Source organism: Aquincola tertiaricarbonis, from assembly GCF_023573145.1.
GTDB lineage: Bacteria > Pseudomonadota > Gammaproteobacteria > Burkholderiales > Burkholderiaceae_C > Aquincola > Aquincola tertiaricarbonis_B.
Genome location: NZ_CP097636.1, coordinates 820,776 through 842,067, shown reverse-complemented (window position 1 = coordinate 842,067; position 21,292 = coordinate 820,776). Strand labels below are relative to the sequence as shown.

Sequence of the window (21,292 nt, the reverse complement as noted above, 5' to 3'; positions counted from 1 at the left end):
ACCTGCATTCATCAGTCGATGCTTCTGCTTCGCCGACGCGCTGCCCTGCTCACCGGCCTGGCGCTGGGCTGTGCCGGCCTGTCCCGCGCGCAGGCGCTGGAGGCGCCCGGCTCGGACGTGCTGCTGACCATCACCGGCCGCCTGCGCCGGCCCAACCAGCCCGGGCAGGCCGCGTTCGACATGCCGATGCTGCAGCGCCTGCCGCAGACCGAGATCGTCACCCGCACGCCCTGGTACGCCACGCCGCGCAGTTTCAGCGGCCCCCTGGTGCGCGACGTGATGGCCGCCGCCGGTGCGCGCGGCGACAAGGTGCAGGCGGTGGCGCTGAACGACTACCGGGTGGAGATCCCGTTCGACGACCTGATGCGCTACGACGTGGTGCTGGCGACGCTGCTGGACGGCAAGCCGATGCAGGTGCGTGACAAGGGCCCGCTCTTCATCATGTATCCCTTCGACCGCCGGCCCGAGCTGCGCACGGCGGTGTACTTCAGCCGCTGCGCCTGGCAGCTCGTCAAGCTCGAGGTGCAGTGAACAGCCGTTCCGCCACGTCCGCCGCCCCGCGCCGGGGATGGCTGATCGGCATCGTCGGCGCAGTGCTGGTGGCCGCCTTCGCGCTGGCGGCCACGGTGCAGGTGCACCAGTTCCGCTCGCTCACCTCGGCCGTGCAGTTCCAGGGCGACTATCTGCTGGTCAACCTCAACCAGCTGGAAGCCGAATACCTGCGGCTGCAGATGCAGTGGCGCGAGGCGCGGCGCCAGCAGCCGGTGGACCGGCAGGCGCTGCAGCTGCGCTACGACCTGTTCGTCAGCATGGCCAATCTGCTGGAAACCGAGCGCGCCGCGCGGTTGATTCGAGACCGCTCGGAGTTCGACCGCACGGTGCAGCAGCTGCAGGTCTTCGTGACCGAGGCCGACCGCTATCTGGGCCCCGATGCCGAGCTGGTGCTGGATGCCACGGCCGTGGCCACGCTGGCGCGCGCGCTGGACGCACTGGCCGCGCCCATCCATTCGCTGTCGCTGTCGGCCTCGCACGAGGTGGCGGCGCAGATCGCGCGGCGCAACCAGACCGTGCGCGAGCACAACATCGTCAGCGTGGCGCTGACGCTGGTGCTGTGCGTGAGCACCCTGGTGTTCGCGCTGATCACCGTGCGCCAGATGCGCCAGCTGGAACGCCGCCAGCTGGGCCTGGAGGCGCTGGCCGGCCGGCTGCGCGACGCCCGCCATGAGGCCGAGGCCGCCAGCCAGGCCAAGAGCGTGTTCCTGGCCAACATGAGCCACGAGATCCGCACGCCCTTCCAGGGCCTGCTGGGCATGCTGTCGCTGCTGCGCGAAACCAGGCTGGACCACGGCCAGCGCGACTACCTGCGCACCGCCACCGAATCGGCCGACCACCTGCTGGCCATCCTGAACGACATCCTCGACATGTCGAAGCTGGAGTCGGGCACGCTGACCTTGGTGAACGACACCGTGCCGCTGGCGCGCCTGCTGCACGACATCGAGGCCTTGATGCGCCCGCAGGCCACGGCCAAGGGCCTGGTGCTGCGCATCGAGCTGGGCGCCGGCCTGCCGCAGCGGGTGGTGGCCGATGCCACACGCGTCAAGCAGGTGCTGTTCAACCTCATCAGCAACGCCATCAAGTTCAGCGACAGCGGCACGGTGACGCTGGCCGCCGCCACGCAGCACGGCCAGCTGGCCTTCACCGTCAGCGACACCGGCATCGGCATGGACGACGCGACCCTGTCGCGGCTGTTCCAGCGCTTCACCCAGGGCGACACCTCGCGCTCGCGCCGGTATGGCGGCACCGGGCTCGGGCTGGAGATCTCGCGCAACCTGGCGCGGCTGATGGGCGGCGACATCCGCGTGAGCAGCCGGGCCGGCGAAGGCAGCACCTTCGTCTTCGTGCTGCCGCTGCGCAGCGCGCCCGACGACGGCGACGGGCATGCAACGCCCGTGGTGCTGGGACCCTACGCCGGCCAGCCGCGGCTGCGGGTGCTGGTGGCCGAGGACCATGCCGTCAACCGCAAGTACCTGGAAGCGCTGCTCAGCAGCCTGGGCCACGCCGTCACCTTCGCGGCCAACGGCCATGAGGCCGTGCAGGCCGTGCGCGGCGGCCAGTTCGACGTGGTGCTGATGGACCTGCACATGCCCGAGCTGGACGGCGTGGGCGCCACGCTGGCCATCCGCCAGCTGGACGATCCGCGCAGCCGCCTGCCCATCATCGCGTTGACGGCCGACGCCTTCCCCGAGACCCGCGAACGTTGCCTGGCCGCGGGCATGAGCGCCTTTCTCACCAAGCCGGTGGAGGCGCGGCTGCTGGTGCAGACGCTGGCCAGCGTGGTCACGCCCGCGCCCATGGCTGCTGCGGCCCCGGTAGTTGCCGCTGCGGCCCCGGTGGTGGCCCCGCCGGCGCCCGCCGCCCTGCCGCGCCCGGCCGAGGTGCCGCTGCTCGACCGCCAGGTGCTGGCCAATGTGCTGGGTGTGATGCCGCGCGATCGCTTCGGCGCGCTGGCCCAGGGCTTTCTGCAGGACTGCCGCCAGCAGCTGAACGAGCTGCTGCGCCAGGCGCGCCAGCACCAGCGTGAGCCGATGCGCGCCGCACTGCACAGCACCAAGGGCGCCGCCCTCAACCTGGGCCTGCAACGCCTGGCCGCCACCGCGCAGGCGGTGCGCGAGCTGGCGGTGGCGGCCGACACGCCGGCGCTGCTGGCTGCGCTGGATGAGCTGGACGCGGTGCGCGAGGACAGCGCTGAAGCCCTGCGGCGCGAGGGCTTGCTGGCCGGCACCGAACCGGTGGCGAGCCCGCAGCGCTAGACGATCAAGGGCTCGGGCTCGAGCCGGATGCCGAAGCGGCCGTACACGCTTTCCTGGATGGCGCGTGCCAGCGTCACCACCTCTGCGCCGCTGGCGCCGCCACGGTTGACCAGCACCAGCGCCTGCTTTTCGTACACGCCGGCACGGCCGACCGTCTTGCCCTTCCAGCCGCAGGCGTCGATCAGCCAGCCGGCGGCCAGCTTCACCGTGCCGTCGGGCATCGGGTAATGCACGATCTCGGGGTCGCGGCCGATGATGTCGCGGCACTGCTCCATCGTCACCACCGGGTTCTTGAAGAAGCTGCCGGCATTGCCCACCTCGCGCCAGTCGGGCAGCTTGCTGCGGCGGATGTCGCACACCCACTCGAACACCGTCTGCGCATCCGGCTGGAAGTTGCCCGACTCCTGCATGCGGCGCTCCAGCTCCAGGTAGCCCAGCACCGGCTGCCACGGGCGCGGCAGGCGGAAGCGCACATGCGTGATCACGCTCTTGCCGGCCAGGCCGCCGAAACCCTCCTGCTTGAACACGCTGTCGCGGTAGCCGAAGGCGCAGGTGCGTGCGTCCAGCGTCACGCTGCGGCCGGTGACCAGGTCCACGGTGCTCAGCGATTCAAAGCGGTCTTTCAGCTCGATGCCGTAGGCGCCGATGTTCTGCACCGGCGAAGCGCCCACGGTGCCGGGGATCAGCGCCAGGTTCTCCAGCCCCGGAAAGCCGTTGGCCAGCGTCCATTCGACGAACTCGTGCCAGGGCTCGCCGGCCCCGGCTTCGACGATGAAGGCATCGTCGCGCGTTTCCACCAATCGGCGGCCGCGCACGTCCATCTTCAGCACCACGGGCGCCACGTCGCGGGTGAAGACCATGTTGCTGCCGCCGCCCAGCACCAGCTTGGGCGCGCGGCCGAACTCGGGGTGGTCGACCACACGCCGCACGTCGAGCGCGCTGCGGATGTGGACCAGGGTGCGCGCAACGGCCGGCAGGCCGAAGGTGTTGTAGGCGCGCAGGCTGGCGTCGTGCTCGATCTGAAGGGCCGGTGCCAAGCGTTGCATGGCAGAATTTTCGCCGATTCCCCTGTGAGCCTGTGCTTACGGTCCTTTTCTCTCTGTACCAGGTGGTCCCATGCCGAGCTTCGACACCGTTCTTGAACCCAATCTCGTCGAGGTCCGCAACGCGGTCGACCAGGCCGGCAAGGAAATCACCACCCGCTTCGACTTCAAGGGCACCAGCGCCAAGGTCGAGCTTCAGGACAAGGGCACCGACAAGAGCATCACGCTCTATGGCGACAGCGACTTCCAGATCGGCCAGGTCAAGGACGTGCTGGTCAGCAAGCTGAGCAAGCGCAACGTGGACGCGCGCTTCATCGACGACAGCGCCAAGATCGAGAAGATCGGCGGCGACAAGGTCAAGCAGGTGCTGGTGCTCAAGGCCGGCATCGACGCCGAGCTGGGCAAGAAGCTGCAGGGCCTGATCAAGCAGAGCAAGCTCAAGGTGCAGGCCGCCATCCAGGGCGACACGGTGCGCGTGACGGGCGCCAAGCGCGACGACCTGCAGGCGGCGATGGCGCTGATCCGCAAGGACATCGACGTGCCGCTGTCCTTCAACAACTTCCGCGACTGACGGGCGCCATGCACCGAATCGCCTGGCTGCTGGCCGGTCTGGCCGCGGCCCTGCCCGCGGTGGCGCAGCAGGTCTCGCTCAACGGCAGCATGGGCGAACGGGCTGCGCTGCTGGTCATCGACGGCCAGCCGCGCACGCTGACCGTGGGCAGCAGCCATGGCGGCGTCAAGCTGCTGTCGGTGGCGGCCGATGGCGCACGGGTGGAGGTGGGCGGCAGCCAGTTGCTATTGCGCATCGGCGCCGCGCCCGTGAACCTGGGCGGTGCCGGCGCCGCCCGCACCGACAGCGAGGTGGTGCTCACCGCCGGGCCGGGCGGCCACTTCATGTCGGGTGGCCAGATCAATGGCAAGACGGTGCAGTTCATGGTGGACACCGGCGCCAGCGTGGTGGCCCTGTCGCAGGCCGAGGCCGACCGCATCGGCCTGGACTACAAGCGTGGCCCGCGCGGCATGACGCAGACGGCCAACGGCCCGGTGCCGGTGCACCAGGTGGTGCTCACCTCGGTGCGCGTGGGCGGGGCCGAGGTGTACCAGGTGCCCGCGGTGGTACTGCCCGAGCAGATGCCCTTCGTGCTGCTGGGCAACAGCTTCTTGAGCCGCTTCCAGATGAAGCAGGTGAACGACACGCTGCGGCTGGAAAAGAAGCCCTGACTGGTACCCCCAAGCTCGCTGCGTTCGCGGCCCCCCGAGGGGCCGTCCGGTCCCTTGGGGCGGCCCGGCGGGACCGGCACCTCAACCGCCGGTGCTCAGCAGCTTCGAGGCCGTCTGCTCCTGGCGCTCGCTGGTTTGCATCAGCTTCATCTGCTGCTCGAACTGGCGGCCGGCCGAGATCATCGCCACCATGGTTTCCACCGCGCTGACGTTGGAGCCTTCCAGCGCGCCGTCCTGCAGCCGCGCATTGGGGTCGGCGTCCAGCGGGTCGGGGCCGGCGCGGAACAGGCCGTCGTCACCCCGCGTCATCGGCGCCTCGGGTGTCACCAGCTTGATGCGGCCCACCTGAACCGCGGCCTGGCCGGCCGCCTTGGCGCTCACGGTGCCATCGGCGGCGATGCTCACCTCGCTGTTGGGCGGGATGGTCAGCGGGCCGCCATCGCCCAGCACCGTCTGGCCGGACTGGGTCATCAGCGTGCCTTCGGCATTGACGTCCAGGTTGCCAGCGCGGGTGTAGGCCTCGGTGCCGTCCACTGCCTGCACCGCCATCCAGGCGTTGCCCTTCATCGCCACGTCCAGGTTGCGGCCGGTGGCCTGTACCGCGCCGGGCAGCTGGTTGTAGCCCACGGTGGACTCCAGCGCATAGGCCCGGGTGGTGGCGCCGTCGCCACGGATGGGCACCGCGCGGAAGGCCTGCAGCTCGGCGCGGAAGCCGGTGGTGGTGGCATTGGCCAGGTTGTGCGAAAGCACGTCCTGCCGCTGCATGGCCGCCTTGGCGCCCGACATCGACAGGTAGATCATGCGGTCCATCGCGCGCTCCCCGAATCAGCGGCCGGCGCGGCCGTCAGCGCAGGTTCACCAGGGTCTGCAGCACCTGGTCCTGCGTCTTGATGGTCTGCGCATTGGCCTGGTAGATGCGCTGCGCGGTGATCATGTTCACCAGCTCACCGGTCAGGTCCACGTTCGATTCTTCCAGCGCACCGGCCTGCAGCTTGCCCATGGTGCCTTCACCCGGCACGTTGACGATGGGGTCGCCCGACGCGAAGGTGCGCGCCCACAGGTTGCCGCCCAGCGGCTGCAGGCCCTGCGTGTTGCGGAAGTTGGCCAGTTCCACCTGGCCCACCGGCTTGCTCTCGCCGTTGGAGTAGCGCGCCATCACGATGCCGCTGTCTTCCACCGAGATGCCCGACAGCGTGCCGGCCGAATAACCGTCCTGCGACAGGTCGGTGACGCGGAAGCCCGAGCCGTACTGCGTGGACTTGCTCAGGTCGAGCTGGATGCCGGTGATGGGCAGGGTGGCGGCGCCCGCAGTGTTGGTGGAGGCCGGGATGTCGATGCTGATGGCCCCGGTGGGGCTGGTGACCGTGCCACCGTTGCTGGTGAAATTGAGGGTGGTCACCGGCTGCGGGGCTGCATTGGTGCCGGCCACCGAGGTGCCGTTGGCGGTGGCGAACACGTTCCAGGTGTCGGCCGGGGAGGCCGCCTTCTGGAAGTAGTAGGTCATCGCCACTTCCTGGCCCTTGGCGTCGTACAGCGTCTGCGAGGTGGCGTTGTTGTAGGTGGTGGCGTTGGTGAAGTCGATGGCCACGCCACTGGTGGGCGCCGTGACGCCCAGCCGCGCATCGAGGTTCATTTCCAGGTCGATGGTGGTGGTGGGCTGCGGCGCGATGCCGGCCGTGGGCAGCTTCAGCGGCTGGGCCAGGCCGGGCTGGATGACGCCCGCGCCGTCGGCGGGGTAGCCCATCAGCTTGAGCTGGTCGTTGTTGACGATGTTGCCTTCACGGTCGACCTTGAACTGGCCGTTGCGGGTGTACATCACCGGGTTCAGGCCATCGGTCACCTGGAAGAAGCCGCCGCCGTTGATGGACAGGTCCATCGCGTTCTCGGTGCTGGTGATGTTGCCCTGCGTGAACTGTTGCGCCACCGTCTGCAGGTTGACGCCGATGCCGATGTTGTTGGTGCCGGTGCCGTTGAGGGCGGTGGCGTACATGTCGGCGAATTCGGCGCGCGAGGTCTTGGCGCCGAAGGTGTTGGCATTGGCAATGTTGTTGCCGATGACATCGAGGTTCTTGCTGCTGGCGTTCAGGCCCGACAGGCCTTGCTGGAAGCTCATGGTGCGGTCCCGCGGTCAGTGGATCAGTTGAAGGACTTGATGTCGGTGTACTTCACGGTGCCGGCATTGCGCAGCTCCAGCTGCAGCGTGTCGCCGGTGGTCACCGCGTCCACCTTGTCGCGCATCAGCGTGGTCACGCTGACGTCGGAGGTGCCGCTCTTGGCCACCACACGGAAGGTCTTGCCGTTGGAGGCGCTGACACCTTCGGACGGCGTCCATTCGAAGCTGTGGCGGCCCGACTTCTCGGCGCCGATGTTGATGGTGTCGATCACCTGGCCGCTGCCCGACAGCACTTCCACCTTCACGGTGTCGGCTGCGCCACCCAGGTCGTAGGCGCCCTGGATCTTGCCGTCCTCGCTGGTGGTGAGCTTGTTGCCGGCCACCACCACCTCGCTGCCCACCAGCGTGGCGCCCTGCAGCGCCTGCATCTGCACGAACTGCGCGTTGAGGCCGTTGACGGTGGTGTTGAGCTTCTCCACGCCGGTGACGGTGCTGATCTGCGCCATCTGGCTGGTCACCTGGGCGTTGTCCATCGGGTTCAACGGGTCCTGGTTCTGCATCTGCGCCACCAGCAGCTTCAGGAAGCGGTCGCTACCGTCCGTGGCCTCGGCCGTCTCGGTGCCGGTGTAGTTGAAGCTGCTGCCGTTGAACGTGACGCCGGACACCGGCGTCGTGGAGGTGGTGGTCATGGTGTTCCTGGTTCAGCGGGCGGATCAGCCTTGGCCCATCTGCAGCGTCTTCTGCAGCAGGGTCTTGGCGGTGTTCATCACTTCGATGTTGTTCTGGTAGCTGCGCGAGGCGGAGATCATGTTGACCATCTCCTCGACCGCATTGACGTTGCTGTACGTCACGTAGCCGTCGGCATCGGCGCTGGGGTTCTTGGGGTCGTGCACCCGGCGGCCGGGGCTGTTGTCCTCCACCACGGTGGAGACGCGCACGCCGGCCGCCCCCACCACGCCTTCGGTGGCCGGGTCCATCGGGCCGATGCCCGTGCCCATGGGCCGCTGCGTCTGGCGCGCGCCCATCAGCTCGGTCTGGAAGACCACCTGCCGCGCCTTGTAGGCCGTACCGTCGGGGCCGGCCACGGTGTCCACGTTGGCCAGGTTGGAGGCCACGGTGTTCAGGCGCTGGCTTTGCGCGCTGACCGCACTACCGGACACATTGAAGATCTGGAACATGCTCATTGGAGCCCCCGGTTCGTCGGGTACGCCGAATCAGCCATCACTGCTGCCCCTTGATGGCGTCCAGCATCGTGCGCACGCTGCCGTTGATGAAGCGCAGCGAGGCCTCGTACTTCAGCGTGTTGTCCACGAAGGTGGCGCGTTCGCGGTCCATGTCGACGGTGTTGCGGTCCAGGTTGGTCTGCGCCGCGGCCGCGTAACGGGCCTCAACTCCACCGCCCAGGCTGCCGATACCGGTGGGCAGGTGGCCGGCGGCCGTGGTCTTGAGCTGCGAGGCGGCACTGCGGTCGCCGACCGCCTGGCGCAGCGCCTGCGAGAAGTTCATGTCGCGCGCCACATAGCCCGGCGTGTCCGCGTTGGCGATGTTGCTGGCGATCATCTGCTGGCGTTCCGAGCGCAGCTGCAAGGCCTGCGTCTGGAAGTTCAGCGTGTCGGTGAGGCGTTCGATCATCGAAGTCCCTCGGATGGGCTCTGCCGGGTCTACCGGTTGCGGCCCATTGTCGGCAGCGGGTGTCGGCGCCATCAGCGCGAATAGCGGGGTCTTCCGCCGCCACTTCGCGGCCTGCGCACGCCCGTGCGGCCCTACATTGGCTGCCGTGGAATCTCCCGCCCGCCCCCTCGCCCAACGCCGTCGGCATCCGCTTGCCGCCGCGCGCCGGGCATGGGCCGCGCTGCCCCTGCTGGCCGCCGGCCTGGGGGTCGCCTGGGCCGGCGAAACGCCGCCGCCGCGCGGCGTGGACGCCGAACTGGCGCGCCAGGTGCGCGAGCTGGCCCAGGCCGCCTCACGCACCGCGGTGCCCGGCATGCGGGTGGAGATCGAGCTGGGCGAGCTGGACCCGCGCCTGAAGCTGGCCCCCTGCCAGCAGGTGCAGCCCTACCTGCCCACCGGCGTGCGCCTGTGGGGCAAGGCCCGCATCGGGCTGCGCTGCCTGCAGGGGCCCACCCGCTGGAACGTCTTCCTGCCCGTCACCGTGCAGGTGTATGCGCCTTCCCTGGTGGCCACGCGGGCGCTGCCTACCGGTGCCACGCTGGAAGCCGGCGACCTGCAGCTGACCGAAACCGACATCGCGGCCGACCCGTCGCCGGCCGTGCGCGACACGGTGCTGGCCGTCGGCCGCACGCTGGCGCGCCCGCTGGCGGCCGGAGAAGCGTTGCACCAGCGCGACTTGCGCGCCCGCCAGTGGTTCGCCGCCGGCGACACCGTCAAGGTGGTGGCGCAGGGCCAGGGCTACAGCGTGGCCGGCGAAGCGCAGGCGATGACCCCCGGTATCGAGGGTCAAGTCGTGCGCGTTCGCACCGAAAACGGGCGCGTGCTCAACGGTGTGGCCGTGGCGGAACGCCAGGTGGAGGTGACGTTGTGATCCACAAATTACAGCCCGCAAGCCCTAAAGTCCCGTCAGTGGCCACCGATACAACGAGCATGTTGAAAAGGCGGCCCCTCCCCGCTGACAGGAGCACCCCATGAAAATCGGTTCCATCGACAACAAGGCGCTGGCGCCGGTGACCGGTGAGCGCAATGCGCCCACCGCCGCCCCCGCTGCCAAGCCCGAGAAAGCCGCCACCCCGGAGGCCAGCGCGCAGGTGACCTTGTCGTCCACCGCGAAGTCGCTGGGCGACGGCAGTGCCGAGTTCGACGCGGCCAAGGTGGAGCGCATCTCCAACGCCATCCGCGACGGCCAGTACAAGGTCAATCCTGAAGCCATCGCCGACAAGCTGATCTCCAACGCCCAGGAACTGCTGAGCCGCGGTTCCCACTGATCAACCCCGCAGCTTTCGCCGCCATGCTGAACCCCTCCACCACCGCCGGCCCGTCGTCCAAGAGCCAGGAGCTGGAGGTTGCGCTCGCCGCGGTGGAACTGCACCTCAGCAGCCTCGGGCAGGCGCTGCAGGACAGCAACACGGCCGCCATCGAGAAGCAGGCGACCGAGCTGCACCGTTCGCTGGCCACCGCGGTGAACCGTTTCGCCCAGGCCGCACGCCAGGGCGGAGTGCCGCCGGCCCTGCGCCAGCGGCTGGCCACCGCCAGCGGCCGCGTGGCGGCCCAGCGCGAGAGCCTGGCCCGCGCCACCGCCGCACTCGACCGCGCTATCGACGCGCTGATGCCCGGCCAGGGCACCGCCCTCTATGGCGCCAGCGGCGTGGCCGACCGCGGCGCGTCGTCCGGCGTTGTGCAAGCTTAAGGGTGCCCCCAAGCTCGCTACGCTCGCGCCCCCCCGAGGGGGAGCTCAGTCCCTTGGGGCGGCCCGGCGGGACTGAGATCCGGTCCCACGGCCTGCGCAGGCCCTACAGGTTCTCGTCGCCCGGCCCGGGCGGCTGCTGCATCAAGGCCACGGTGGCCAGCACCAGGTCGGTGATCAACTCGTCGTCCAACGGCTGGCTGTAACGCCACTTCAGGTGCCGCAGGCCGCGGCCCGTGCCCTCCAGCATCGGAAAGCGCTGCAGCAGCGCCGCGCCCCGGAACACCTGCAGGTGCACGTGCGTCTTGTAAGGCGCGATCGCCAGCGCATGGAAGTGGTTGACGGTGAAGACCAAGTTGCCCCACTTCACCGCCTGGCCCAGCGACGGCGCGGCCCGCAGCACCGCCGCCTGCAGGGCACGGGCGCTGGGCTGCTGCTGCGGCGGCAGCATGTCGAACCAGGCTTCGATCAGGGCGGCGGAACGCACCAGGTGACGCATGGAGGCCCTCCGGGGCTGGATCGGGGCTACAGGTTGCGCGCGTCGAAGGTGTTGCAGTCGTTCATGTTGCCCGAGGCCTGGCCGCGCCGGAACCAGGCCACCCGCTGGGCACTGGTGCCGTGGGTGAAGCTTTCAGGCACCACCGTGCCCTGCGACTGGCGCTGCAGCGTGTCGTCGCCGATGCGCGAGGCTGCATTCATCGCCTCTTCCAGGTCGCCCTGCTCCAGCCAGCCCTTGCCCTGCTGCGAATCATGCGCCCAGACGCCGGCCAGGCAGTCGGCCTGCAGTTCCACCCGCACCGACAGCTGGTTCATCTGCCGCTCGCTCACCTTGCCGCGCATGGCGTCCACCTTGTCGGTGATGCCGAGCTGGTTCTGCACATGGTGGCCCACCTCGTGCGCGATGACGTAGGCCTGGGCGAAGTCGCCCGGCGCGCCCAGCTGCTGGCGCAGCGTGTCGAAGAAGCCAAGGTCGATGTAGATCTTCTGGTCGCCCGGGCAGTAGAACGGCCCCATCGCCGACTGGCCGGTGCCGCAGGCGGTGCCGATGCGGCCGCGGAACAGCACCAGCTTGGGGTCGCGGTACTGCACGCCCCCCCGCTGCAGCTGGGCGCGCCACACCTGCTCGGTGTCGGCCAGCACGGTGGAGACGAAGGCCGCCTCGCGGTCGTTGGCCGGCGGCGGATGCGCCGGCGCGCTCTGGCTGCTGGGGGCGCCGCCACCCCCTTCCATCAGACCCAGGATGGTCAGCGGGTTGATGCCGAAGATCCAGCCGGCCACCAGGGCCACGGCCACGCCGCCCAGACCGATGCTGCCGCCCCCCAGGCCGAAGCCGCCACCACCCCCGCGGCGGTCCTCCACATTGCTGCTCTGCTGTTCGCCTTCCCACTTCATTGCCGCCTCCTGCCTTCGTGTTCGCGGTGCCGCGGCAAGGGCAGTGCCTAGGCCTTCGGCAAGGTCACGCCGCGCTGGCCCTGGTATTTGCCGCCGCGGTCCTTGTAGCTGGTTTCACACACTTCATCGCTTTCGAAGAACAGCACCTGCGCACAACCTTCGCCCGCATAGATCTTGGCCGGCAGCGGGGTGGTGTTGCTGAACTCCAGCGTCACATAGCCCTCCCATTCCGGCTCGAAGGGCGTGACGTTGACGATGATGCCGCAACGCGCGTACGTGCTCTTGCCCAGGCAGATGGTGAGCACGTTGCGGGGAATGCGGAAGTACTCCACCGTGCGCGCCAGCGCGAAGCTGTTCGGCGGAATGATGCAGACGTCGCCCTGGAAGTCGACGAAGCTCTTCTCGTCGAAGTTCTTCGGGTCGACGATCGTCGAGTTGATGTTGGTGAAGATCTTGAATTCGGGCGCGCAGCGGATGTCGTAGCCATAGCTGCTGGTGCCGTAGCTGACGATGCGGTGGCCATCGGCCGCGGTGCGCACCTGCCCGGGCTCGAACGGTTCGATCATGCCGGCCTCTTCAGCCATGCGGCGGATCCATCGATCGCTCTTTATGCTCATGCGGGGGCTGCTCCTGTCGAGCGGCGGATTGTAGGCAGCGCGCCCCGCGCGCGGCGCGGCACTCCGGGGCGCCCGGGCTCAGGACCGCTCTCGGCGGTGGCGGGCGCGCAGGCCGTCGATCCAGCGCATCAGCGGGATCGTCAGCTCCACCTCCAGCGGCCGGCGCAGCAGCCAGGTCAGGCCCACGGCCACCGCCGCCACCGGAAATGCCGCCAGCACGTCCGACGGGAACTGCACGCCCAGGTAGATGCGCGCCCAGCCCACCAGCAGGCCCAGCGGCAGCATCACCGCCCCCAGGCGCGGCCAGGCGGGCCGCAGCGTCAGCGCGCCGAGGGCCAGCGCCCACAGCACCGTCACATGCACGCTGGGAAAGCCCGAGGGCAGCAGCGGATGCAGGTACTGGTGGCCCAGCGCCAGGTCACCCGGCCGCGGGGATTGCAGCAGCAGCGAGATCACCAGACCCAGCAGCGCCGCCAGCAGCGCGCCCTGCACCAGCCGCGCCATCGCGCGGCGCAGCGACACCGGCCCGAACACCAGCGTGGCGCACAAGGCCACCAGCGTGAGCCACGACACATGGCTGGACAGCAGGCGCAGCAGCCACAGCAGGCTGCCGTGCAGCCCCGCCGACGCATTGAACACCTCGAACAGATCACGGTCAGACATGGATCGGCCTCTTCGCTCCTCTTTCACGAACCCCTGGCGGATGCAGGTTTGGCGGGTTAGTTCCGCTGCAAGCCTGCGCCGCCGCTGCTATCGTCATCCTCAACTCGTTTCACGCACATACGCCTCACGGAGACTGCAGCATGCGCAACGCCACCGACCTGCTGGTGCAATACGCCACCTACCACCGGGACAGACGCAACATCGCCACCCACTTCGTGGGCATTCCGCTGATCGTCTTCGCCATCGGCGTGCTGCTGGCCCGCCCGGTGCTGGGCGCCGGCAGCGTGTCGCTCACACCGGCCTGGATCGCCTGGGGCCTGGCCACGCTGTGGTACCTGAGCCGCGGCCAGCTGGTGGTGGGCATCGCGGTGAGCCTGCTCAACGCGCTGCTGGTGGGCCTGGGCCATACGGTGGCCGACGGCAGCCTCGCGCAGTGGCTGGGCTGGGGTCTGGGCAGTTTCTTCCTGGGCTGGGTCATCCAGTTCGTCGGCCATTACTACGAAGGGCGCAAGCCGGCCTTCGTCGACGACCTGACCGGCCTGCTGATCGGGCCGATGTTCGTGGCCGCCGAGCTGCTGTTCGCGCTGGGCTGGTGCCGCCAGCTGCTGGCCGACATCGAGCACCGCGCAGGCCCCACGGTGCTGCGCGACCTGCACAGCCCCGCATGATCCGCGCCCGCCTGCGCCCGCTGCTGCTGGCCCTGGCCTGCGCACCGCTGGCCGCCGGGCTGCTGACCGCCTGCGCCCGCGCCGCGCCCGAGGCGCCGGTGGCCGGCACACCCGCCGCGGCGCAACCGGCCGCCGCCGCCCGCCAGGCGCTGGCCGAAGCGATCGGCACCGCCACCTGCAGCAGCGACGCGCAGTGCCGCACGGTGGCGGTGGGTGCCAAGGCCTGCGGTGGGCCCGAGGCCTATTTCCCCTGGTCGAGCCAGACGGCCCAGGCGTCGCGCATCCAGGCGCTGGCCGACCAGTACACGCAGGCGCAGACCGCCGGCGCACCGGCGGGTCGCATGTCCACCTGCTCGGTGGTCACCGATCCGGGCGCCGCCTGTGTCCAACAGCGGTGCGTGCTGCGCACCGGCTTGGCGCTGAAATAAGCGACTGGTTACACCGAAAGTTCCCTGGCTGCGGGATTCTCCCCCTGAATGAGGGGGGCCAGCTGGCGTGAAATATGTGACAACTGCTGGCCCTTCGTTGCTCATCGGTTTCGAAGGGTTAAGACAGTCGTTCTTCTCACCCAGAAGGGACCTCCGCATGAAGTGTTTGTCCGTCGCTGCCGCCGCCTGCCTGGCAGCGTTGAGCTTCTCCCAGGGCGCGCACGCCCTCACTTGGGCCGAAATCGATGCCGGCGATCTGCTGGACACGGCCGAAATCACCACCGGCGCGTCCTTGTCGACGCCCTTGTCCGGCATCACCGGGTTCCTGCGATCCACGCCCTTCATGGAAAACGGGACCGACAGCCGCTTTGTCTACCAGGTGGACCTGTTCCGCATCCAGGTGAACAGCGCGGCGGACTTCAGCGCCACGGTGCAGGATCCACAGCTCGACTCCGCGCTCTTCCTGTTCGACGCCACCGGCCACGGTGTGCTGGCCAGCGACGATGCGATCGGCCTGTCCGGCGCCTTCGCCAAGGGCTCGCTGACGCAGGGCGGCACCTACTACCTGGGCGTCTCGCTGGGTGGCTACCACGCGCTGGATGGCAACGGCAACGACATCTTCGCCAGCGGCGCTTCCAGCGGACCGGTGGCGTCGTGGAGCTACGACTTCTCCTCGTTCACCGAAACCGCCCAGAGCTACGCCATCTCGCTGACCGGTGCCACCGTGGCCGCCGTGCCCGAGCCCGGCGCCGCGCTGATGATGGTCGCGGGCCTCGCTGGCCTGGTCGCCTTCCAACGCCGCCGCCGCACCGCGGCCTGAAGCCCACCGGCCGCGGGCCCACAAGGCCCCTGGCCCCACGGCAAGCCTTCCTCCTCACCATCACGGAGACCGGTATGCATTCGATTCCTCGCGCCCTGACGGCGCTGGGCCTGGCGCTGGGCACGCTGCTGAGCCTGCAGCCCGCCACCGCACAGACAGCCGCTGGCGCACGCGCGGCCGCGCTCAAGCTGCCCGCCCCTGCCACCACCACCACCGCACCGCGCATCAACGCGCTCAACGGCACCGTGCAGGTGGTGGTCCGCCTGTCCGACGCACCGCTGGCCCTGGCCGTGGGCGCCAATGCCAAGCAGGGCCAGGGCCTGATGAGCCTGAGCCAGCGCCAGGCCTACATGGCCAACCTCAAGACCAAGCAGGACGCCCTGATGACGCAGGTGCGCGCCCTGGGCGGCACCGAACTCGGCCGCGTGGGCAAGGCCTACAACGCGGTCATCGTCTCAGCCCCGGCCAGCAGCGTGGCCAAGATCGCCAAGCTGGCCGGCGTCACGGCCATCCTGCCGGTGCCCGACACCCAGCGCTCGCTGGACGACACCGTGCCCTACGTGGGCGGCAAAGCACTGCAGCAGCTGGGCTTCAACGGCACCGGCATCAAGATCGCGGTGCTGGACAGCGGCGTGGACTACACCCACCGCAACCTGGGCGGCGCCGGCACCGCGGCAGCCTATGCCGCGGCAGCCACCAACCCCACCGTGGTCACCCCCGGCGTGTTTCCCACCGCCAAGGTGATCGGCGGCTACGACTTCGTCGGCGAGAACTGGCCCAACGGCCCCACCGCGCCCGACCCCAACCCGATCGACGCCGGCAGCGACGCCGGCCACGGCACCCACGTGGCCGACATCGCGGCGGGCAGCAGCCTGGATGGCCAGCACAAGGGCATGGCCCCGGGCGCCAAGATCTACGCCGTGAAGGTGTGCAGCAGCGTCAGCACCAGCTGCAACGGCCTGGCCACGCTGCAGGGCCTGGACTGGGCGATGGACCCGAACGGCGACCTCGACTTCTCCGACGCGGCCGACGTGGTCAACCTCTCGCTGGGCGGCAACTACGGCCAGCGCGAAGATTCCAGCGCGCAGGCGGTGAGCAACCTGGTGCGCTTCGGCATCGTGGTGGTGGCAGCCGCCGGCAATGCGGCCGACCGGCCGTACATCGTCAGCTCCTCGTCCACCGCGCCGGAAGCCATCAGCGTGGCGCAGACGGCGGTGCCCTCGGCCGGCGCCATCGCGCTGGTGGTCAACTCGCCCGCCGGCATTGCGGGCAACTACGGCAACACCGCCACGCTGGACTGGGCGCCGATCACCAGCGGCTTCAGCGGCACCGTGGCCTACGGCGGCAGCGGCGCGGCGGCCATCGCCTGCGAGCTGGCCAGCACGCCGGACTTCACCGGCAAGGTGGCGCTGATCGACCGCGGCTCGTGCAACATCAGCACCAAGGTGGCCAACGCCAAGGCGCGTGGCGCCATCGGCGCGCTGATCGCCAACAACGCCCCCGGCGAAGCGCCCTCGTTCAGCACCGGCGGTGAAACCGACCTGGTGCAGGCCCTGGTCATCGGCCAGGAGGTGGGCGCCCGCATCAAGTCCGCGCTGGGCGCAGGCGTGACCGTCACGGTCAACCGCGCCAACGTGATCCCGCTGGTGGGCAGCATGGCCAGCACCTCGGCCCGCGGCCCGTCGATCAGCTACGGCGCCATCAAGCCCGAGATCGCCGCGCCGGGCGCCTCGGTGTCGGCGGTGTTCGGCACCGGCACCGGCACCGAAGCCTTCGGCGGCACCTCGGGCGCCACGCCGATGGTGGCGGGTGCAGCAGCCCTGCTGCTGCAGAAGTTCCCGGGGGCCACGCCGATCGAGATCAAGTCGCGCCTGATGAACGCGGCCAACACCACCCTGTACACCAACCCGGCCACGCTGCCGGGCGTGCTGGCACCGATCACCCGCATCGGCGGCGGCGAGCTGCGCGTGGACCGCAGCGCGGCGCTGACCACCGGGCTGTGGGACGCCACCAACCCCTACAGCGTGGGCCTGTCCTTCGGTGTGGTGCGGGCGGCCGGCCTGAGCAAGTTCAGCAAGAAGGTGGCGGTGCGCAACTACAGCAGCTCGTCGCGCACGTACACCATCCAGCGCAGCTTCCGTTATGCGAATGACGAGGCCAGCGGGGCGGTGAGCTTCAGCATGCCGTCCACCATCACTGTGCCGGCCAACGGCACCGGCGCCTTCGTGATCACGATGACGCTGGACGCCAGCAAGCTGCCGGGCTGGAACCTCGGCTTCGCGGGTGACCAGGGCACCGGCGCGCTGCTGAACGACGTGGAGTACGACGGCTACGTGTCGGTGGGCGATGCCCAGGAAACCGTGACGGTGCCCTGGCACATCCTGCCGCACAAGGCCTCGAACGTGACGCCGGCCACCACCTCGGTGGCGCTGGGCGGCGGCAGCAGCGCGCTGCTGGGCGTCAGCAATCAAGGCGGCTCGGCACCCGGCTACACCGACGTGTTCGCACTCACCGGCGTCAGCCCGCAGATCAGCGTCGTGCAACCGGCGGCTGGCAGCGATGCGGCGGTGATCGACATCAAGGCCACGGGCGTGCGCACGGTCGACGTGGGCGAGCCGGCACTGCAGTTCGCGGTGACGACCTTCGGCCGCCGGGCCCACCCGGCCTACCCGGCCGAGTTCGACGTGTTCGTGGACGCCAACAACGACGGTGTGGCCGACGCGGTGATCTACACGAAGGAAAGCGGCACTTTCGGCAGCACCGGCCGCACGCTGGTGTACGTGCAGAAGCTCAACCCCAACGGCAGCAACAACGGGCCTGCGGTGGCTAACTTCTACGTCGACGCCGACCTGGATTCGTCCAACGCCATCCTGACGGCGCTGGCTTCGGACCTGGGCATCACCGACCTCACGAAGAAGATCAACTTCGACGTGGTGGCCTTTGACAACTACCACAGCGGCAATGTGACCGACCTGGTGCTGGGCCAGAGCTTCATCCCGGCCAAGCCGAAGTTCACCATCAGCAACTTCGAAGCCTTCACCCTGCCGGCCAACGCGCAGGGTGCAGTGCCGGTCAACAAGACGGCAGGTGTGGCGGCCAACGCCCACAGCCAGACCGGCCTGCTGCTGCTGCACCGTGATGCCAAGGCCGGCCGCGAAGCCGATCTGGTGCAGGTGACGCCGTAAGCCGGCGGCGACCCGCGCACACAAACCAAAGGCCCCTCGCGGGGCCTTTTTTCATTCAGGTTCCCTTGCTGATCGTGATCGTCGGGAACTTGGACGAGAAGTCCTTGGCCTTGCGGGCCACCGTCACGGCCACCTGGCGGGCCACCGCCTTGTACAGGCCCGCCACCTCGCTGTCGGGCTCGGCCACCACGGTGGGCCGGCCGGCATCGGCCTGCTCGCGGATCGACAGCTTGAGCGGCAGCGCGCCCAGGTAGTCCACGTGGTATTCGGCCGCCATCTTCTTGCCGCCCTCGGCGCCGAAGATGTGCTCGGCATGGCCGCACTGCGAGCACACGTGCACCGCCATGTTCTCGACGATGCCCAGGATGGGCACGCCCACCTTCTCGAACATCTTCAGGCCCTTGCGCGCGTCCAGCAGCGCGATGTCCTGCGGCGTGGTGACGATCACCGCGCCCGTCAGCGGCACGCGCTGGCACAGGCTCAGTTGCACGTCGCCGGTGCCGGGCGGCATGTCGACGATCAGGTAGTCCAGGTTCTTCCAGTTGGTCTGCCGCAGCAGTTGGTCCAGCGCCTGTGTGACCATGGGGCCGCGCCAGATCATGGCCTGGTCGGGCTGCACCAGAAAGCCGATCGACATCAGCTGCACGCCGTGGCCTTCCAGCGGCTCCATGCTCTTGCCGTCCAGGCTTTGCGGCTGGCCCTGCACACCCATCATCGTGGGCTGGCTGGGGCCGTAGATGTCGGCATCCAGCAGGCCGACGGTGGCGCCTTCGGCGGCCAGCGCCAGCGCCAGGTTGGCGGCCGTGGTGCTCTTGCCCACGCCGCCCTTGCCCGAGGCCACGGCAATCACGTTCTTGACGCCCGGCAGCAGCTGCACGCCGCGCTGCACCGCATGCGCCACGATCTGGGTGCTGAGGTTGACGCTGGCGTTCTCCACCCCCGCCACGCTGCGCGCTGCGGCCACCAGGGCCTTGCGCAGCGCCGGGAACTGGCTTTGCGCCGGGTAGCCCAGCTGCACGTCGAAGGCCACGTCACCGCCGTCGATGCGCAGGTTGCGCAGCTGCCGGGTGGTAACGAAGTCTTCGCCGGTGTTGGGATCGACGACGGACTGGAGGGCTGCGAGCAGCGCGGCTTCGGTGGGCGTGGGCATGAGGGCGGCAAACGGCAAAAAGACGGGCGAAAAATCGCGCCCGCCAGTCTAACGACCGGCCGCCGCCGGCCACCCGCTGGGGGCTTGGGCGGGCATCCGAGCGCCGCCACCGGGTATGGCGGCTGCTTACAGGTGCCCGCGGCATCGCGCATATCCTCGGCGCCGTTGTAACCATCCCCCTCATCGCATGGACGACCAGCACACCACCCGCCTCGACCGACGCCACTTCATCACCGCCGCCGGCAGTGCGCTGGGCCTGGCCGCGCTGGGCCTGCCAGCGCAGGCGCAGCCGGCCGCCGCCGCCGGGCTGCGCCTGGGGCCGCGCAAGCCGTTTTCGTTCGAGGCGCTGGTGGCGCGGGCCGAAGCCATGTCGCGCCAGGCGCCCACGGCGCTGGTGAACCTGCCGCGCGAGGTGCTGGAGCGCATCGACTACGAAGCGCACGGCAAGCTGCGCTTCGACACCGACAGCGCGTTGTTCAAGGACGGCCCCGGCCCCTTCCCGGTGACCTTCTTCCACATGGGACGCTTCTTCCAGACGCCGGTGCACATGCACGTGCTGGACAAACAGGGCGAAGCCTTCGGCGCGCGCGAGATCTTGTACTCGCCGCGCTACTTCGACATGCCGGCCGACAGCCCCGCCCGCGAGCTGCCCGAAGGCGCAGGCTTCGCCGGCTTCCGCTTCCAGGAAAGCCGGCTGGGCGACCAGAAAAAGCTCGACTGGAAGAGCAACGACTGGGTGGCCTTCCTGGGCGCCAGCTACTTCCGCGCCATCGGCGAGCTGTACCAGTACGGCCTGTCGGCGCGCGGCGTGGCCATCAACCCGGCGGTGCCGGGGCAGGACGAGGAATTCCCGTCCTTCACCCATTTCTGGTTCGAGCCGCCGGCCGAGGGCAGCACCAGCGTCACCGTGCATGCGCTGCTGGAAGGCCCCAGCATCACCGGCGCCTACCGCTTCGTGATGAAGCGCGAGGCCGCGGTGCTGATGGACGTGGACGCGCGCCTTTTCCTGCGCAAGGACGTGGCGCGGCTGGGGCTGGCGCCGCTCACGTCGATGTACTGGTACTCCGAGACGGTCAAGCCCACCGCCATCGACTGGCGGCCCGAGGTGCATGATTCCGACGGCCTGACGATGTGGAACGGCGCCGGCGAGCGCATCTGGCGGCCGCTGAACAACCCGAATGCCACCACGGCGTCGGCCTTCGCCGACAACAACCCGCGCGGCTTCGGCCTCTGGCAGCGCGACCGCAACTTCGACCATTACCTGGACGGCGTGATGTACGACCGCCGCCCCGGCCTCTGGGTGGAGCCGCTGGACGGCGGCTGGGGCGAAGGCGACGTGCAGCTGATCGAGATCCCGACCGACGACGAGATCCACGACAACACCGTGGCCATGTGGGTGCCGCGCCAGGCCGCCAAAGCCGGCAGCCGCTACAGCCTGCGCTACCGCCTGCACTGGACCGACAAGGAGCCCTACCCCACGCCGCTGGCCTTTTGCACTGGCACGCGGCTGGGCCGCGGCGGCCAGCCGGGCCAGCCGCGGCCGGCCGGCGTGCGCAAGTTCATGGTCGAGTTCACCGGCGGCCCGCTGAAGGACCTGCCCTTCGGCGTCAAGCCCGAGGCGGTGCTCAGCGCCGCCAGCGGCAAGTTCTCGTACGTGTTCACCGAGGCGGTGCCCGACGGCGTGCCCGGCCACTGGCGCGCACAGTTCGACTTCACCGCCGAAGGCACGCAGCCGGTGGACATCCGCCTGTACCTGCGCAACGGCGACCAGACGCTGTCGGAGACCTGGCTCTACCAGTACCGACCCTTCTGAACCTGTGACCG

At 69.5% G+C, this 21,292-nt stretch carries 23 protein-coding genes; 12 read left to right on the top strand and 11 right to left on the bottom strand.

The features are described 5' to 3' along the window. Window positions 1-18 precede the first annotated feature (18 nt). Both MW290_RS18035 and MW290_RS18030 read left to right on the top strand, forming a co-directional pair. Window positions 19-531: a putative pterin-binding protein gene (locus tag MW290_RS18035; RefSeq protein WP_250199085.1), complete on the top strand. Its 513-nt coding sequence runs from the start codon at window positions 19-21 to the stop codon at window positions 529-531. After that, window positions 528-2,810 carry an ATP-binding protein gene (locus MW290_RS18030; RefSeq protein WP_250199084.1) on the top strand — a complete coding sequence of 761 codons (2,283 nt, stop codon included), beginning with the start codon at window positions 528-530 and terminating at the stop codon, window positions 2,808-2,810. The genes MW290_RS18035 and MW290_RS18030 overlap by 4 nt, the downstream gene beginning before the upstream one ends. On the opposite strand, the gene murB is transcribed toward MW290_RS18030, so the two are convergent. Further along, on the bottom strand, window positions 2,807-3,856 hold the full coding sequence (murB, locus tag MW290_RS18025) for a UDP-N-acetylmuramate dehydrogenase (protein ID WP_250199083.1): 1,050 nt from the start codon (window positions 3,854-3,856) through the stop codon (window positions 2,807-2,809). The two genes, MW290_RS18030 and murB, sit on opposite strands and share 4 nt — an antisense overlap. A 70-nt stretch (window positions 3,857-3,926) precedes the next feature. On the opposite strand from murB, the gene MW290_RS18020 reads away from it, so the two are divergent. Together MW290_RS18020 and MW290_RS18015 are read left to right on the top strand one after the other, a co-directional pair. Beyond that, entirely contained in the window at window positions 3,927-4,424 is a 498-nt protein-coding gene (locus tag MW290_RS18020; protein ID WP_250199082.1) for a YajQ family cyclic di-GMP-binding protein, read from the top strand. Between the two features lie 8 nt (window positions 4,425-4,432). Beyond that, window positions 4,433-5,074, top strand: a complete 642-nt coding sequence (locus tag MW290_RS18015; protein ID WP_250199081.1) for a retropepsin-like aspartic protease family protein — start codon at window positions 4,433-4,435, stop codon at window positions 5,072-5,074. An 81-nt stretch (window positions 5,075-5,155) separates the two neighbouring features. On the opposite strand, the gene flgF is transcribed toward MW290_RS18015, so the two are convergent. From flgF to flgB, 5 genes are read right to left on the bottom strand one after another with little or no spacing between them, the layout of a single operon-like run. Beyond that, window positions 5,156-5,884 carry a flagellar basal-body rod protein FlgF gene (gene flgF / locus MW290_RS18010; protein WP_250199080.1) on the bottom strand — a complete coding sequence of 243 codons (729 nt, stop codon included), beginning with the start codon at window positions 5,882-5,884 and terminating at the stop codon, window positions 5,156-5,158. Window positions 5,885-5,918: 34 nt separating this feature from the next. After that, window positions 5,919-7,187, bottom strand: a complete 1,269-nt coding sequence (gene flgE, locus MW290_RS18005; protein WP_250199079.1) for a flagellar hook protein FlgE — start codon at window positions 7,185-7,187, stop codon at window positions 5,919-5,921. 23 nt (window positions 7,188-7,210) lie between these two features. Then, window positions 7,211-7,876, bottom strand: a complete 666-nt coding sequence (locus MW290_RS18000) for a flagellar hook assembly protein FlgD (protein WP_250199078.1) — start codon at window positions 7,874-7,876, stop codon at window positions 7,211-7,213. 24 nt (window positions 7,877-7,900) lie between these two features. Then, window positions 7,901-8,371 carry a flagellar basal body rod protein FlgC gene (gene flgC / locus MW290_RS17995; RefSeq protein WP_250199077.1) on the bottom strand — a complete coding sequence of 157 codons (471 nt, stop codon included), beginning with the start codon at window positions 8,369-8,371 and terminating at the stop codon, window positions 7,901-7,903. 37 nt (window positions 8,372-8,408) lie between these two features. Then, complete coding sequence (gene flgB / locus MW290_RS17990) at window positions 8,409-8,819, bottom strand: flagellar basal body rod protein FlgB (protein WP_250199076.1); 411 nt, start codon at window positions 8,817-8,819, stop codon at window positions 8,409-8,411. 145 nt (window positions 8,820-8,964) lie between these two features. Here flgB and flgA point away from each other — a divergent pair, with 145 nt between their 5' ends. The 3 genes from flgA to MW290_RS17975 all read left to right on the top strand — a co-directional run bounded on the left by flgA (window position 8,965) and on the right by MW290_RS17975 (window position 10,548). After that, the gene (flgA, locus tag MW290_RS17985) at window positions 8,965-9,729 is read left to right on the top strand and encodes a flagellar basal body P-ring formation chaperone FlgA (RefSeq protein ID WP_250199075.1); all 765 of its coding nucleotides are present in this window, start codon (window positions 8,965-8,967) and stop codon (window positions 9,727-9,729) included. 100 nt (window positions 9,730-9,829) lie between these two features. After that, window positions 9,830-10,126, top strand: coding sequence for a flagellar biosynthesis anti-sigma factor FlgM (flgM, locus tag MW290_RS17980; RefSeq protein WP_250199074.1), 297 nt, complete (start codon window positions 9,830-9,832; stop codon window positions 10,124-10,126). Between the two features lie 23 nt (window positions 10,127-10,149). Continuing rightward, window positions 10,150-10,548 carry a hypothetical protein gene (locus MW290_RS17975; RefSeq protein ID WP_250199073.1) on the top strand — a complete coding sequence of 133 codons (399 nt, stop codon included), beginning with the start codon at window positions 10,150-10,152 and terminating at the stop codon, window positions 10,546-10,548. A gap of 103 nt (window positions 10,549-10,651) precedes the next feature. Here MW290_RS17975 and MW290_RS17970 read toward each other — a convergent pair whose 3' ends face one another. The 4 genes from MW290_RS17970 to MW290_RS17955 all read right to left on the bottom strand — a co-directional run bounded on the left by MW290_RS17970 (window position 10,652) and on the right by MW290_RS17955 (window position 13,217). Continuing rightward, window positions 10,652-11,044, bottom strand: a complete 393-nt coding sequence (locus tag MW290_RS17970; RefSeq protein ID WP_250199072.1) for a DUF1801 domain-containing protein — start codon at window positions 11,042-11,044, stop codon at window positions 10,652-10,654. 26 nt (window positions 11,045-11,070) lie between these two features. Next, on the bottom strand, window positions 11,071-11,937 hold the full coding sequence (gene ypfJ, locus MW290_RS17965; protein WP_250199071.1) for a KPN_02809 family neutral zinc metallopeptidase: 867 nt from the start codon (window positions 11,935-11,937) through the stop codon (window positions 11,071-11,073). A gap of 47 nt (window positions 11,938-11,984) precedes the next feature. Beyond that, window positions 11,985-12,554 (bottom strand): dCTP deaminase, encoded by a 570-nt coding sequence (gene dcd, locus MW290_RS17960; protein ID WP_250199070.1) that lies wholly within the window; start codon window positions 12,552-12,554, stop codon window positions 11,985-11,987. Between the two features lie 78 nt (window positions 12,555-12,632). After that, window positions 12,633-13,217, bottom strand: coding sequence for a phosphatase PAP2 family protein (locus MW290_RS17955; protein ID WP_250199069.1), 585 nt, complete (start codon window positions 13,215-13,217; stop codon window positions 12,633-12,635). Window positions 13,218-13,357: 140 nt separating this feature from the next. Between MW290_RS17955 and MW290_RS17950 the strand changes: the two genes are divergently transcribed. From MW290_RS17950 to MW290_RS17935, 4 genes are all read left to right on the top strand, one after another. Beyond that, the gene (locus tag MW290_RS17950; protein WP_250199068.1) at window positions 13,358-13,885 is read left to right on the top strand and encodes an Mpo1 family 2-hydroxy fatty acid dioxygenase; all 528 of its coding nucleotides are present in this window, start codon (window positions 13,358-13,360) and stop codon (window positions 13,883-13,885) included. Further along, a complete protein-coding gene (locus MW290_RS17945) occupies window positions 13,882-14,313 on the top strand; it encodes a hypothetical protein (RefSeq protein WP_250199067.1) in 432 nt (143 codons plus the stop codon). The genes MW290_RS17950 and MW290_RS17945 overlap by 4 nt, the downstream gene beginning before the upstream one ends. Before the next feature lie 157 nt (window positions 14,314-14,470). Continuing rightward, a complete protein-coding gene (locus MW290_RS17940; RefSeq protein WP_250199066.1) occupies window positions 14,471-15,133 on the top strand; it encodes a PEP-CTERM sorting domain-containing protein in 663 nt (220 codons plus the stop codon). A gap of 74 nt (window positions 15,134-15,207) precedes the next feature. Continuing rightward, window positions 15,208-18,318 carry a S8 family peptidase gene (locus tag MW290_RS17935; protein ID WP_250199065.1) on the top strand — a complete coding sequence of 1,037 codons (3,111 nt, stop codon included), beginning with the start codon at window positions 15,208-15,210 and terminating at the stop codon, window positions 18,316-18,318. A 55-nt stretch (window positions 18,319-18,373) separates the two neighbouring features. Here MW290_RS17935 and apbC read toward each other — a convergent pair whose 3' ends face one another. Then, entirely contained in the window at window positions 18,374-19,468 is a 1,095-nt protein-coding gene (gene apbC, locus MW290_RS17930) for an iron-sulfur cluster carrier protein ApbC (protein WP_250199064.1), read from the bottom strand. 187 nt (window positions 19,469-19,655) lie between these two features. On the opposite strand from apbC, the gene MW290_RS17925 reads away from it, so the two are divergent. Beyond that, complete coding sequence (locus MW290_RS17925; RefSeq protein WP_250199063.1) at window positions 19,656-21,281, top strand: OpgD/OpgG family glucan biosynthesis protein; 1,626 nt, start codon at window positions 19,656-19,658, stop codon at window positions 21,279-21,281. The last annotated feature ends 11 nt before the right edge of the window (window positions 21,282-21,292 follow it).